Source organism: Rouxiella sp. S1S-2 (assembly GCF_009208105.1).
GTDB lineage: Bacteria > Pseudomonadota > Gammaproteobacteria > Enterobacterales > Enterobacteriaceae > Rouxiella.
On sequence record NZ_WFKL01000001.1, the window covers coordinates 3,122,759 to 3,136,935 of the forward strand.

14 protein-coding genes are annotated in these 14,177 nt (G+C 51.3%); 9 read left to right on the plus strand and 5 right to left on the minus strand.

Annotation, left to right across the window (positions count from 1 at the left end):
* Positions 1–32 precede the first annotated feature (32 nt).
* Positions 33–674 (minus strand): uridine kinase, encoded by a 642-nt coding sequence (udk, locus tag GA565_RS14445; RefSeq protein WP_152199034.1) that lies wholly within the window; start codon positions 672–674, stop codon positions 33–35.
* A gap of 168 nt (positions 675–842) precedes the next feature.
* On the minus strand, positions 843–1,955 hold the full coding sequence (apbC, locus tag GA565_RS14450; protein WP_152199035.1) for an iron-sulfur cluster carrier protein ApbC: 1,113 nt from the start codon (positions 1,953–1,955) through the stop codon (positions 843–845).
* A gap of 178 nt (positions 1,956–2,133) precedes the next feature.
* Here apbC and metG point away from each other — a divergent pair, with 178 nt between their 5' ends.
* Together metG and GA565_RS14460 are read left to right on the plus strand one after the other, a co-directional pair.
* Entirely contained in the window at positions 2,134–4,164 is a 2,031-nt protein-coding gene (gene metG, locus GA565_RS14455) for a methionine--tRNA ligase (protein WP_152199036.1), read from the plus strand.
* Positions 4,165–4,377: 213 nt separating this feature from the next.
* On the plus strand, positions 4,378–5,532 hold the full coding sequence (locus GA565_RS14460; protein ID WP_152199037.1) for an iron-containing alcohol dehydrogenase: 1,155 nt from the start codon (positions 4,378–4,380) through the stop codon (positions 5,530–5,532).
* A 55-nt stretch (positions 5,533–5,587) separates the two neighbouring features.
* Here GA565_RS14460 and GA565_RS14465 read toward each other — a convergent pair whose 3' ends face one another.
* Positions 5,588–6,340 (minus strand): IclR family transcriptional regulator, encoded by a 753-nt coding sequence (locus GA565_RS14465; protein ID WP_055780343.1) that lies wholly within the window; start codon positions 6,338–6,340, stop codon positions 5,588–5,590.
* A gap of 446 nt (positions 6,341–6,786) precedes the next feature.
* Here GA565_RS14465 and GA565_RS14470 point away from each other — a divergent pair, with 446 nt between their 5' ends.
* The 6 genes from GA565_RS14470 to GA565_RS14495 all read left to right on the plus strand — a co-directional run bounded on the left by GA565_RS14470 (position 6,787) and on the right by GA565_RS14495 (position 11,585).
* Positions 6,787–7,179 carry a RidA family protein gene (locus GA565_RS14470; RefSeq protein WP_152199038.1) on the plus strand — a complete coding sequence of 131 codons (393 nt, stop codon included), beginning with the start codon at positions 6,787–6,789 and terminating at the stop codon, positions 7,177–7,179.
* Positions 7,180–7,294: 115 nt separating this feature from the next.
* Positions 7,295–8,134, plus strand: coding sequence for a transporter substrate-binding domain-containing protein (locus tag GA565_RS14475; RefSeq protein ID WP_055780349.1), 840 nt, complete (start codon positions 7,295–7,297; stop codon positions 8,132–8,134).
* Positions 8,135–8,158: 24 nt separating this feature from the next.
* On the plus strand, positions 8,159–8,923 hold the full coding sequence (locus GA565_RS14480) for an amino acid ABC transporter permease (protein WP_152199039.1): 765 nt from the start codon (positions 8,159–8,161) through the stop codon (positions 8,921–8,923).
* Positions 8,920–9,567: an amino acid ABC transporter permease gene (locus GA565_RS14485; protein WP_152199040.1), complete on the plus strand. Its 648-nt coding sequence runs from the start codon at positions 8,920–8,922 to the stop codon at positions 9,565–9,567. Before GA565_RS14480 ends, GA565_RS14485 begins: the two co-directional genes overlap by 4 nt.
* Positions 9,564–10,304 (plus strand): amino acid ABC transporter ATP-binding protein, encoded by a 741-nt coding sequence (locus GA565_RS14490; RefSeq protein WP_152199041.1) that lies wholly within the window; start codon positions 9,564–9,566, stop codon positions 10,302–10,304. Before GA565_RS14485 ends, GA565_RS14490 begins: the two co-directional genes overlap by 4 nt.
* A gap of 42 nt (positions 10,305–10,346) precedes the next feature.
* A complete protein-coding gene (locus tag GA565_RS14495; RefSeq protein ID WP_152199042.1) occupies positions 10,347–11,585 on the plus strand; it encodes an amino acid deaminase in 1,239 nt (412 codons plus the stop codon).
* 53 nt (positions 11,586–11,638) lie between these two features.
* Here GA565_RS14495 and GA565_RS14500 read toward each other — a convergent pair whose 3' ends face one another.
* Positions 11,639–11,965 (minus strand): DUF1127 domain-containing protein, encoded by a 327-nt coding sequence (locus tag GA565_RS14500; protein ID WP_152199043.1) that lies wholly within the window; start codon positions 11,963–11,965, stop codon positions 11,639–11,641.
* 152 nt (positions 11,966–12,117) lie between these two features.
* Between GA565_RS14500 and GA565_RS14505 the strand changes: the two genes are divergently transcribed.
* Positions 12,118–13,536, plus strand: a complete 1,419-nt coding sequence (locus tag GA565_RS14505) for a PLP-dependent aminotransferase family protein (RefSeq protein WP_152199044.1) — start codon at positions 12,118–12,120, stop codon at positions 13,534–13,536.
* 67 nt (positions 13,537–13,603) lie between these two features.
* Here the strand turns inward: GA565_RS14505 and GA565_RS14510 are convergent, their stop codons facing one another.
* The gene (locus GA565_RS14510; protein ID WP_152199045.1) at positions 13,604–14,062 is read right to left on the minus strand and encodes a helix-turn-helix domain-containing protein; all 459 of its coding nucleotides are present in this window, start codon (positions 14,060–14,062) and stop codon (positions 13,604–13,606) included.
* Positions 14,063–14,177 lie beyond the last annotated feature (115 nt).

Below are 14,177 nucleotides of genomic sequence, written 5' to 3' on the forward strand. Positions count from 1 at the left end.
AACACTCCATTGGCACATATTTGGTAAGATGATCATTCAAAGAACTGGCTAATTTTTGCCTTGAGAATATCGATAGCGATACGGTTTTTACCGCCGCGAGGCACGATGATATCAGCATACTGCTTCGAAGGTTCAATGAACTGCAGGAACATTGGGCGCACCGTTTTCTGGTACTGCGCCATCACAGAATCCATCGAGCGTCCACGTTCGTTAACGTCACGCTTCATACGGCGCATCAGGCAGATGTCCAAAGGCGTATCGACGAAAATCGAGAAGTTCATTTCCTGACGCAGACGCACGTCGGTCAACAGCAGGATCCCTTCAAGGATGATCACTTTCTTTGGCGCCAGCGTCACTGTTTCACTCAGGCGAGTATGCTCAATAAAGCTGTAGCTCGGCAGCTCGATGGCCTTTCCTGATTTCATGGCCTGCAGGTGCTGGAAAAGCAGATTATGATCCATTGCGCTTGGATGGTCGTAGTTGGTTTTAACCCGCTCTTCCATGGTCAAATGGCTCTGATCGCGGTAGTAGCAATCTTCCGGGATAACACCGATATGTTCGTCACCCACCTGGTCGCGTAATTCGCGATACAAGGTACTGGCAATAAGGCTTTTTCCAGAGGCAGATGCGCCAGCGATACCCACGATGACACACTGATGGAACTTGTCAGACATAAAATTAACGACCTGATTTGGAGGTTTGAAGGGCAAGCAGCCTGATGGCGCTTTGATCGCGCCAATTATAGGTACAACACGGTGATGAAGCCAGCCTTAAAGCCACTAAGCGGCTGGCTTAGTTAAATTAATAAGCAAGTGAGCGCTATTTATCCACCGATTGCGCACTCAAAGTGCGCGGAAAGCAATCTCGGTCGGAATGGCGTCACCCCGCCAGTAAAGCTGCGACGCCACTTTTGACGCCAGTTGACGGTAAATCGCCGTAAACTCGCTGTCCGGGTTAGCCATGACCGTAGGTTCGCCGCGGTCGAGGTCTTCACGCAGTGAAATATGCAGCGGCATTTGCGCCAGCAACTCACAGCGGTACTTTTCGGCCAGCTTTTGCGCGCCACCGGTGCCGAAAATAGCCTCATGATGCCCGCACTGGCTACAAATGTGCATGCTCATGTTCTCGACGATGCCTAACACCGGAACATTAACCTTTTCAAACATCACAATGCCCTTCATGGCATCGAGCAGCGCGATGTCCTGCGGCGTGGTCACCACCAGCGCACCGGTCACCGGCACGCTTTGCGCCAGGGTAAGCTGAATGTCACCGGTTCCCGGCGGCATATCGAGAATCAGGTAGTCTAAATCGGGCCAAAGCGTATCCTGAAGCATCTGCAACAGCGCCTTGCTGGCCATAGGGCCACGCCACACCATGGCATTTTCATCGGTGACAAGGTAACCGATGGAGTTAGTCGCCAGCCCGTGCGCTAAAATCGGCGACATATGCTGACCGTCCGGCGACGTCGGGCGCTCATCTTCAGTGCCTAGCATATTGGGGATCGACGGACCATAAATATCGGCGTCAAGCAGACCCACCTTTGCCCCCTCGGCGGCGAGCGCCAGCGCCAGATTAACCGCAGTCGTCGACTTGCCCACCCCCCCCTTGCCTGAACTGATGGCCAAAATATTTCGCACGCCCTTGATGCCGGGCTTGTCATTAGCACGGCGCAGCGTGGCAATATCGTGAGACAGACGCCAGTCAACGCTTTTCGCGCCGGTTGCTCGCAGCAGTTCGGGCGTGGTTAACAGTTTGAGTTGTTCAAAACCTGACTTCCAGGCAAAAGGCAGCACCAGCTCGATGTGCAGCACGTTGTCGAGCAGCACACACTGATGAAGCGCTTTAATGGCGGTCAGGCTTTTTTGTAGCGTAGGGTGGGTAAAAGTGGCTAATACCACGTTAACGGCGGCATGAAGCTCAGCGGGAGTAGCGTTCTCAGGGGATTGTGATTTCATCCCGGCTCCTTGAAATACGGATTTATTATGGAATTCAGTAACAGAGCTGTTTTTTAGAAATGCTCCGCTATCTTACTGTTATAAAAATAGCATAACAGAATCCCCGTTTGTTTACGTAGGGTCGTTCTGTGAGTTACCATCGATACCCCATTCTCAAAAAAGAAAGCAAGCTCTTACTATGGCTCAAGTCGCGAAAAAAATTTTGGTAACCTGTGCACTTCCTTATGCTAACGGTTCAATTCATCTCGGACACATGCTCGAGCACATCCAGGCAGATATCTGGGTCCGTTATCAGCGAATGCGCGGCCACCAAACTCATTTCATCTGCGCCGACGATGCGCACGGCACCCCGATCATGCTTAAAGCACAGCAGATGGGCATTGCGCCGGAGCAAATGATTGAGGAGATGAGCCAGGAGCATCAGAAAGATTTTGCCGGTTTTGGTATCAGCTACGATAACTATCACTCAACGCACAGCGACGAGAACCGCGAACTGTCTACGCTGATTTATAGCCGTCTGAAAGAAAATGGCTTCATCAAGAATCGCACTATTTCTCAGCTTTATGATCCTGAGAAAGGCATGTTCCTGCCCGATCGCTTTGTGAAAGGCACCTGTCCGAAATGTAAATCACCGGACCAATACGGCGATAACTGCGAAGTCTGTGGCGCAACCTACAGCCCAACCGAGCTTATTGACCCTAAATCTGCCGTTTCCGGCGCTACGCCGATCATGCGTGATTCAGAACACTACTTCTTCGATTTGCCTGAATTCAGCGCCATGCTACAGGCGTGGACCCGTTCGGGCGCATTGCAGGAGCAGGTTGCCAATAAAATGCAGGAGTGGTTTGAGTCTGGCCTGCAGCAGTGGGACATCAGCCGCGATGCGCCATACTTCGGCTTCGAAATTCCTGATGCGCCGGGTAAATACTTCTACGTCTGGCTCGACGCGCCGATCGGCTACATGGGTTCATTCAAAAACCTGTGCGACCGTCGCCCTGATTTAGACTTCGATGAGTTCTGGAAAAAAGACGCCACCACTGAGCTGTATCACTTTATTGGCAAGGACATCGTCTATTTCCACAGCCTGTTCTGGCCAGCAATGCTCGAGGGCAGCAACTTCCGCAAACCGACCAACCTGTTTGTCCACGGTTACGTGACGGTAAACGGCGCGAAGATGTCCAAGTCGCGCGGTACTTTTATCAAGGCCAGCACCTATTTGCAGCATCTTGATGCCGACTGTCTGCGCTACTACTACGCCGCCAAGCTTTCTTCACGCATTGACGATATCGACCTGAACCTTGAAGACTTCGTGCAGCGCGTCAACGCCGACATCGTTAACAAAGTGGTCAACCTGGCGTCGCGCAATGCCGGTTTCATCAACAAGCGTTTTGACGGTGTTCTGGCCGAAAAACTGGCTGACGAAGCGCTGTACAAAACCTTTACCGATGCCGCAACCAGCATCGCCGAGGCCTACAGCAGCCGTGAGTCAGGTCGCGCCATTCGTGAAATCATGGCACTGGCAGACCTTGCCAACCGCTATGTTGACGAGCAGGCTCCTTGGATTGTAGCTAAACAGGAAGGCCGCGATGCCGACCTGCAGGCCATCTGTTCAATGGGCATTAACCTGTTCCGTGTTCTGATGACTTACCTCAAGCCGGTTCTGCCTTCTTTGACCGAGCGCACCGAAGCGTTCCTCAATACCGAACTGACCTGGGATGCTATCACCCAGCCGCTGCTGAGCCATAAAGTTAACCCGTTCAAAGCGCTGTTTAACCGCATCGAGCTGGATAAGGTTACGGCGATGGTTGATGCCTCTAAAGAAGACATCGCCTCGGCCAAACCCCCAGTTACCGGCCCATTGGCTGATGCGCCGATTCAGGAAACCATCAACTTTGACGACTTTGCCAAAGTGGACATGCGCATTGCGCTGATTGAAAGCGCCGACTTGGTGGAAGGTTCTGACAAGCTGCTGCGTCTGCAACTGGATTTAGGCGGCGAGAAGCGTCAGATTTTCTCCGGCATTCGCTCGGCCTATCCAGATCCAAAACTGCTCGAAGGCCGATTAACCATCATGGTCGCCAATCTGGCACCGCGTAAAATGCGTTTCGGCGTTTCTGAAGGCATGGTGATGGCTGCCGGCCCTGGTGGGAAAGATATTTTCCTGCTCAGCCCTGACAGCGGCGCTCAGCCGGGCATGCAGGTGAAGTAAAGGCTTTTGCAACACATTACCGTGAAGCCTGCCCTGTTAATGGGCGGGCTTTTTTATGTCCGGCATATCGCCTTACCTCACTCTTTCAGATAAGCAGATTGTGCGGCGGCAGCCCATAAACTACGACAATCCTTACAATTGCGTGTCGTATCATGGTAATCATTACGTCATTATCACCTTCCACTGCTGTGTACTCTTCCATAAGGGCAAACCATGTTTAATTTCGATTTTTACAACCCTACGCGTGTGCTGTTCGGCGTCGACCGAATTGCAGATATCGGTAAAAATATTCCTGAAAATGCCCGCGTACTGATCACCTACGGCGGCGGCAGTGCTAAAAAATATGGCACGCTGGATGAAGTCCATGCCGCATTAAGTGACCGCGTCACGTTTGAATTTGGCGGTATCGAAGTTAACCCTCATTTAGATACGCTGCTGAAAGCCGTCGATGTTATCAAAGAGAACAAGATTGATTTTCTGCTCGCCGTGGGCGGTGGTTCAGTGGTTGACGGTACCAAGTTTATCGCTGCTGCGGCGCGCTATGAGGGCGACATTTGGCCGTTGTGGGCCGCGCGTCAACCGCTGACAGATGCACTGCCATTAGGCTGCGTGATGACCCTGCCGGCTACTGGCTCTGAGACGAATGACGTCGCCGTGGTCACCAACACTGCACTGGGACAGAAATCCGGCTATAGCCATCCGCTGCTGTTCCCTAAATTTGCCGTATTGGATCCTACTAAGACCTATACCCTGCCGATAACTCAGGTTGCCAACGGCGTGGTTGACGCCTTCATTCACGTTGTCGAACAGTATCTGACTTATCCAGTCTACGGCAAAGTGCAGGACCGTTTTGCCGAAGGCCTGCTGCTCACCTTAATAGAAGAAGGTCCGAAAGCACTCAGTGACCCGCAGAACTATGACGTTCGATCCGCGATAACCTGGTCAGCAACGCTTGCACTAAATGGCCTGATCGGCGTTGGCGTGCCGCAGGACTGGGCAACCCACCGCATTGGTCACCAATTAACGGCGCTTTACGGCATCGACCACGCGCAAACGCTGACTATTTTGCTGCCCGCTCTGCTGCAGGTGCAACGTGAGAGCAAAAAACAGAAGCTACTGCAGTATGCAGAGCGCGTGTGGAATATTACTGCCGGAGACGACGATGCCCGCATTGACGCCGCTATTGCCAAAACGCGTGAATTCTTCGAGTTGATGGGCTTGAAAACACGGCTCAGCGCTCACGGTCATCCTAAGACAGCGATTGATGAAATCCTCGAGAATTTGAAGCGCTTCAACATGTTGCCGATGGGTGAACAGCAGGATATTGACCTAGCGCGAGCCAAAGAGATCCTCACGCTTAGCTACTAACTGATTGAATCAGGCGGGGCCACATTTTCGGCCCTGCCCTGATTATGATTGATATTTATGACAGCTCAGAAAGTCGCTGCGCGGATACAATCAACTCCTGCAACAGCATTTGCCTTCTTTCCATTGGCGTATCACGACTCACCATGAAGCAAAATGCCGCCACCGCCTGTCCCGCGCGGGTGCGGATTGGCGCTGCCATGCAGCAGGTGAAACTGTCGGAAAGCCCCTCGGTCAAATAATATCCCTGAGCCCCTGCGCGGTGAATATCGTCAAGAAACTCCTGCTTATCGATATGACGTCCGTTGGCGAGCACAAAATCTTCATCTGGGATCAGGGCTAAAATGTCCTCCGCCGACCAGTCTCCTAGCAGAAGCCTGCCTGACGCCGTCCATGGAATAGGCACTTTAACACCGATATCTGAGGTTATCTTGAAAGGCTGGGCGTTGCTTTCAGAAAGCACCACTGTATATTTGTTACCTTCAAGCATGCAAAGCTGCACCGTTTCACCGTGCTTCGCCACCAACTCAACCATCAGTTGATGTGAACGGCGGATCAGGTCGTTATGGGTCATGTAGTCCGCACCGTAATAGTGCATCTCACGGCCGAAAAATACGTTACCTTCCGCATTCGACTCCAGCCATCCAGCCTCGGACAAAATACTCACCAGCTCGTAAATGCTCGAACGCGGTGCGCCCGTGGCGTCTATGAGTTCACGCATACTCATCGGCTGGCGTGCCTGATGTAATTGACGAAAGATATCAATCACGCGGTCCACTCCCCTCGCGCGGGGTGCGTTTTCTACCGGCATACTTACTCCCTTATTTATTAAGCCTGTCTCTTTCGTAATAAACCACATCATACACATTGTTTAATGTCACCGGAAACCGAATCCCTTTAATCATCCACATAATTACTCTATAAAAATGCACCATAATAAAGCCCTTATTTAGGGCATCAAGATAAGTATTACTAAAAGTAAAATATAGAGCAGGATCACAAAAGAGTTATTTTAATCAACCCCCACATCAGAAGCTTATCTAAATCCTCGCTTAATTAACAAATAAAGCGCATGCCCTATATTGCAAAATAAATTTCTTTATGCAAATCTAAAAACATCCAGTATCGCAGACATCAGTCTGACATATCGGACAGTAACAACACCGGGGAACGCAGTTTTTTTGATTAAATAAAAATTATAAAACTAAAAATAACCTTAGCTCAGGCTAAAAGAAATCCGAAACTCAGGAGTAACACATGTCAATTAAACGCTATGGCACCGAAGGTGGCGTAGGCACAGGCGGACAGCGATTGCCTTTTGCTCGAGCGGTTGAGGCCGACGGCTGGCTGTATATTTCGGGGCAAACGCCTATGACAGCAGGCGAAGTCGTGGAAGGCGGCATTATCGAGCAAACCAAACTGGCCTTTGATAACTGCCTGCAGATTATGCGTGAAGCCGGCTATGAGGTTAAAGACGTTGTTCATGTCACTGCGGTTTTGACCGATGCACGCTACTTCAGTTCTTTTAACAAAGTATTCAGTGAAGTTTTTGACGGTCATCCTCCAGCAAGAATTTGCAGCGTTCAAGACTTGGTGGTGGACTGTAAGGTAGAAGTTGACATGAAATGCTTCAGAGCCGACCGAAAATAATAATATCGCAATATCTTTTTCTTTTCTCTTGATTAACTTCACGATTTATCTTTGGTCTATTGATATTTAAATTCACCAACCACAGACAAATTATTATTACAACGAGGGTATTGAAATGAATCATATTAAATATAAAGCCCAAACCGCCTGTATTTTTAGCGCGGTAAGTTTATTTGCTTTAATAGGCTGCACACCGACGGACTCTAAAGAGGGAAAGGCCGGTGCCGCGCCCACCTCCACACTGCAAACCGTTTTACAGCGCGGCACACTGCGTGTGGGCGATTGCCTAAGCTTCGCGCCATTCGGCTTCTATGATAAAGCCGGTAATCCAGATGGTTACGACGTCGATTTAGCCAAAGAGCTGGCTAAAGATATGGGCGTCAAGCTGGAAATGGTCAATACCACCAGCGCCAACCGCATCCCGAATCTGCAAACCGACAAGGTTGATGTGGTGTTCTGTAACTTCACCCGCAATCTGGACCGTGCCAAAGAAATTGGCTTCACCCAACCTTACGTGGTGGCCAGCGAGGCTCTGTTGGTCAAAAAATCCAGCGGCATCAAGTCTGCGCATGACATGAACGGTAAAACCATTGCCACGGTGAAAGGTTCCACTAACGGTGATGAAGTCCGTTCAATGAACATTAAAGTTAATATTCAGGAATATGACTCCTCACAGGCGGCAATTCTGGCGGTGAAACAGGGTCAGGCCGATGCGATGATCGAGGATAATAACTTCCTGGCTTATCAGGCCAAGCTCGACCCAACCTTGATGGTTACCGATGAAGCGCTGGTCCCGCTGGAATATAACGCCTTTGGCGTTAAAGCCGGTGACCAGGTGTGGCTCAACTATCTCAATGAATTCCTGTTTGAAATTAATGCGTCGAAGAAAAATGCCGAGCTGTATCAAAAATGGTTTGGTACTACGCCACATTATCCGCTGAACCCTCAGTACTAAAGTTCCTAAAGACGGAGACAGAGAATGAGCTACCAATGGTTAACCCTCGCGGGCTATTTCAATACCTTTATTGAGGCGGCATGGGTAACGCTGCAAGTTACCCTGCTGGCATTTTTGCTGGCGATGACATTGGGTCTGCTGGCGGCGCTGGCTAAAGAATCCGGCTGGTCTGTGCTTCGTCTAATCAGTAACTGCTATATCGAAGTGATCAGAAACACGCCGGTTTTACTGCAAATATTTATCGTTTTTTTCGGGTTACCGTCTCTTGGCATTGTATTAAATGCCTATACCGCCGGTGTGATAGCGCTTGGCGTGAACGTCGGTGCCTATCTGGCAGAAGTATTTCGCGCAGGGATACAGTCGGTTCCCAAAGGGCAAATTGAGGCTGCAACGATATTGGGCATTAGCCGCCGACAGGTGTTTATCAACGTGATTATGCCGCAGGCCGCGCGCGCCGTTTACCCAGCGATTATTAATAATCTGATTCAACTGTTGCTGGGTACTTCCCTGCTTTCTGCCATTGCACTTCCCGAGTTGACCGGCGTGGCGACGGTGATTAACTCCCGCACGTTGCTCTATATACAGACCTTCAGCGTTACCCTGGTTATTTATCTGCTGCTCAGCAATGCGTTCTCATTAATAGGCAACCTGTTGGGACGCCGGATGTTTAATCCTCCGCTGGTGACGCCAGTAAAAAAGTCTTCAGGGTCGGCGATAAAAACTTGGCGGGCAGGCGGTCGTGGAAAATCTTTACCCGCAAATAATCTCAAATCTGGAGACCTGCTATGAGCGATTTAATTCTTTCCAGCTTGCCGCTGCTGTTTAAAGGATTGCTGGTCACCCTGCTGCTTTCGGTGGCATCGATTATCGGCAGTACGCTGCTCGGGTTGCTGGCCGCGGTGTTGCGCACCAGCAATGTTCCTGTGGGGGCGCAAATTGCCCGCGTCTATACCGAACTGTTTCGTGGCACACCGGTGCTGATTACACTGATGTTTATCTACTTCGGCGTTGCCTATTTCGGCTATGAAATCAACCTGTTTGCAGCGGGTATTTTGGGCCTGAGTATATATCAGGGTGCCTATATCTCTGAGGTTTTCCGCGCCGGAATAGAAGCAGTGCCAAAGGGCCAGTGGGAAGTTTCACAAATTCTTGGATTGGATAAACGACAGGCGTTCTTTTCGGTGATATTGCCACAGACGCGTAAAATTGTTCTCCCTCCGCTGGCAGGACAATATCTCTCACTGATTAAAGACACCTCGATTGTCAGCATGATTGGCATGTCGGAGCTGATGCACCAGGGGCAGGCCATCGTTGACCGCATGGGTCAGCCGGTGGTGATTTACCTGCTGGTTGCCGCGCTTTATTTCGCTATTTGCTACCCACTTTCGCGCTGGGTTCAACACCATAATCACACCAGGAGTCAGCTGTCATGAGCAATAACGCTGTCATTAGCCTAAACGGGATCACCAAATCATTCGGCAGTACCCAGGTTCTCAAAGAGATTAGCCTTGACGTAAAAGCGGGCGAAGTGTTGGTGCTGATCGGTGCATCCGGCTCAGGTAAAAGTACTGTACTGCGCATTATGAGCGGTCTGGAAATTGCCGACGGTGGCGAAGTCTGGGTCAATCAGGTTCCGCTGCACGACGCTAAACGAGCCAAAGAGATACGTGGCCACGTCGGCATGGTTTTTCAGCAATTCAACCTGTTCCCACATAAAACGGCGCTCGGAAACGTAACCCTGGCGCTGATTAAGGCGCGAAAAATGTCGGTATCACAAGCCAACAAGCGCGGTATGGAGGCATTGGAGCGCGTGGGACTGGCAGAACGTGCCAATCATTATCCATCACAGCTTTCAGGTGGACAGCAACAGCGCTTGGCGATTGCTCGGGCGTTGGCAGTCGAACCCAAAATCATGTTCTTTGACGAAGCGACCTCCGCACTCGACCCCGAACTGGTGGGCGAAGTGACCGAAGTCATGCGCGGACTGGCACGCGACGGCATGACCATGGTCGTGGTCACCCATGAGATGGGCTTTGCGCGCAAAACTGCCGACCGCGTAGTGTTTATGGACAAAGGCGTGATTGCCGAACAGGGCGCGCCGGAGCAAATCTTTGTGGATCCGCAGAACCCACGCACGCAGCAGTTTTTATCACGCGTGCTGGAACACTGATTCACTCAAGACTCATTGCACCCTCGCTACTTGGAAATAACTATGCACAAAGACATTTTGCCGATGCTCTATAAATCCGTTGCCGGTAACGGCACTGCCCCGCTGCCGATGGGGACGTCGGTACTGGCCTCCCCCGAGGTATTTTCGCCGTTGATGGTGATGAAGCAAAGCGCCATGCGACACAATCTTGCCAGCATGAGTGCATTTTGTCGGCAGCACGGCGTTCGCCATGCCGCTCACGGCAAAACGTCGATGTCACCACAAATCCTACGCGCCGCTGTAGCATCTGGAGCCTGGGGGATTTGCGCGGCCACGCCAGCGCAGGTACGCGCGTTGCGCACATTCGGTATTGAAAAGGTCTTTCTCGCCAATGAACTGGTCGACCCTGCCGCTATTCGCTGGATTGCCGAGTACCAGCGCAACAATCCCCGCAGCGAGTTTATGTGTTACGTCGATTCACTGGCTGGGGTGGCACTGCTTGATGAAGTGATTGCCGAGGTGGGAAGCCGCCTTTGCGTATTGGTCGAGGTTTCCGTGCCCGGCGGACGCACCGGCTGCCGCAGCCTGAGTGAGGCGGTGGCGATTGCCCAAGCAGTGAAAGACAGTCCGAATTTACACCTTGCGGGCGTTGCGGGCTATGAAGGCGCGATTGCCGGAGACCGCAGCGAAGCGTCACTGGCGGCAGTAAGACATTACTGCGCCACCATGATTGCCGCAGCACGGGCGATTGACAACGAAAAGCTGTTTTCAGCAGGAGAAGTACTACTCAGTGCCGGCGGCGGCACCTTCTTTGATATCGTGGTTGACACTTTTTCCGGCGTAAAACTCAGTCAGCCAAGCGTGACACTGATCCGCTCAGGTGCATATATGGCTCATGACGACGGCCTTTATGCTCGCATCGCCCCGTTTTCCCAGCCCCATGCCGAATACAGTTTCCAATCGACCTTGGAGATTTGGGGCCGCGTATTGTCTCGCCCTGAGCCGGAATTAGCTATTCTGGACTTTGGCCGCCGTGACGTACCTTTCGATCAGGACCTGCCGTTGCCACATTTTTTCCGCGACCGCGATGGGGAAAATCCGCGTTCTGCCTCTGAGAGTGTGATTACTGCAGTCAACGATCAGCATGCCTACCTGCGGATCCCCGCGGAGCTGCCTTTGGCTGTGGGAGACTGGGTCGGCTGTGGAATTTCGCATCCATGCACGGCTTTTGACAAGTGGCGTTATCTGCCGCTGATTGACGATGAGTATCGCTGCGTAGGAGAGGTGACGACTTTCTTTTAATCCCTGCCCCCGCGTTGTTCCGCGGGGACAGATTAGGATGGGGGAGCAAAATGTTACTTCGGCCAATTGGGCCACACTTTGCGATTATCATCTCGATTACCATACAGTTTATCGACGTCGCCGCACGACAGTCCAATGTCTTTCAGCTGAGTGCTGTTAAGCCCGCGGAGGATCTTCAGCGTCTGGCGTCGTTCGTGCCAGTGATTAATCGCTCTGACAAATGCAATCCAAACACCCGGCTTCTCATTGACTTTATTCTCATCAATAACATGTGTCGTTTTACCTTCGCCGCTTTCGACACTCTGATGCATACTGACTTCTGCCGCAGCACTCGTTACCCGTTGGCTTGTAAATTGGTCACACTCACAGATTCTTTTCATTTTGACGCCTCCTGTTAACCCTGCACATAGGATCTAACAACGCCGACAAACAATACAGACTCAGTTTTTAATTAATTTAACCGTACAGATCTAGCCAGGAGCACAGATTTAGGCGTAGATTAACGCTATCTGTACTGCAATCAGGTGTGACCATGAATCGCTATGAGCATTTAGCCAATGTATTAGGTGAACGAATTGAACAGGGATTATATCCGGCCGGTCAGCGGCTGCCCTCGGTAAGAACTTTAAGCACTGAACACGGCGTGAGTGTCAGCACCGTTCAGCAGGCTTACCGATCGCTTGAGGATCGTCATCTGGTGGTAGCTCGCCCTAAATCGGGCTATTTTGTTTCTATCAGCAAGCACCTCGCCGCCCTGCCCGCCGTATGCCGCTCACCGCAGCGTCCGGTTGATATTTCACAGTGGGATCTGGTGCTGGGGCAAATTACCAGCCGCGTCATTCCCGGCATGGTGGCATTGGGCGGCGGAACGCCAGACCTTACGCTGCCGAGCCTGAAGCCGTTAAATCGAGCGATGGCACGCGTGGCCCAGCGCACCGACAACAGCATGCTGTACTACGATATTATCGACGGTTCAAAAGAACTGCGTGACCAAATTGCACGCCTGATGATTGACAGCGGCAGCCATATCGATGCGGAAAACCTGGTCATTACCACCGGCTGTCACGAGGCGCTTTCTATTGCCATACGCTCTGTCTGTGAAGTGGGTGATATCGTGGCGGTAGACTCACCAAGCTTTCACGGTGCCATGCAAACCTTGAAGGGTTTTGGCATGAAAGCGCTTGAAATCCCGACAGACCCGATTACCGGCATCAGCATTGAAGCGCTGGAGCTGGCGCTCGAACAATGGCCAATTAAAGCAATACAACTCACGCCGACCTGTAATAACCCACTCGGCTACAACATGCCCGACGATCGTAAAATGGCGCTGCTGCGTCTGGCACAGTGCTACGACATCGCGATTATTGAAGACGACGTTTACGGTGATTTATCCTACCAATATCCGCGACCGGCAACGATCTATTCCTTCGACGACGATGGCCGCGTCCTGTTGTGCAGCTCTTTTTCAAAAACGGTGGCCCCCGGTTTACGGGTCGGTTGGATAGCACCGGGCAGGTATCGCGACCGCGCTATTCACATGAAATATATCAGCACCGGCAATACTGCCACCCAACCGCAGCTGGCGATGGTCGACTTTATCGAGGAAGGTCATTATCAGGCGCATCTGCGCCGCGTGCGTAATCAGTATCAGCTAAATCTTTGTGTGATGACCGACTGGGTGATGAAGTATTTTCCGCAGGGTGTGCGGGTCAGCCGACCACAGGGCGGATTTTTACTGTGGATTGAGCTCGACGAAAAAATCGATACCCAAAGACTTAACCGAATGCTTGAACCTGAAAAGATTCAAATTGCCGTCGGATCAATTTTCTCCGCCTCGGGCAAATACCGTAACTGTATGCGCATCAACTATGCGCAGCTTGACGAGAAAATTGACCGACAGGCCATTAAACGCGTCGGAGAAATTATCCACCAACTCATGGACAACCTATAGCCGTTAGCCCACCTCGTTGAAAGTATTAAAACTGAGTAAAAACTGATATCAGGCTTTTAAGACTGTTTCAGTTTTTACTCACAGATTTTCCAGGTATTACCTGAATGTCTTCGGCACTCAGCGGGCGGCCGTCCTGCGCATGCAGTTTAATCGTCGCGACAGGCTGCTGATGGAGTTTATCTACCGCGCGGCTGCAGGCCTCATTTTCGGCAAAAAGATAGTGATTACCCCACTGCCCAAGCGCGATGAGTATCGGATAAAGATCTTTTCCCTTTTGGGTAAGCACATACTCCTGATACGCCGACCCGTCGGAAGCCGGACCAATATCCAAAATCCCCTCAGCTACCAGCGCCTTAAGCCGCGTACTTAAAATATTTTTAGCCGCGCCCAAACTGCGCTGAAACTCGCTAAAGCGCCTGATGCCGCCCAGTGAGTCGCGTACGATCAGCAGCGTCCACCAGTCGCCAATCAAATCAAGTGAGCGCGCTACCGGGCAAACGCTGTCGTTAAAGCTGGTGCGTTTCATTTATCACTCCGTGCTACTAAAGACGCAGAAAAAACAATCTGGTTGCATTATAAAACCCCCAGTGATAAAAATCATTCAGTTTAATTATGAAACCACACTGTCAATCTCCATCATA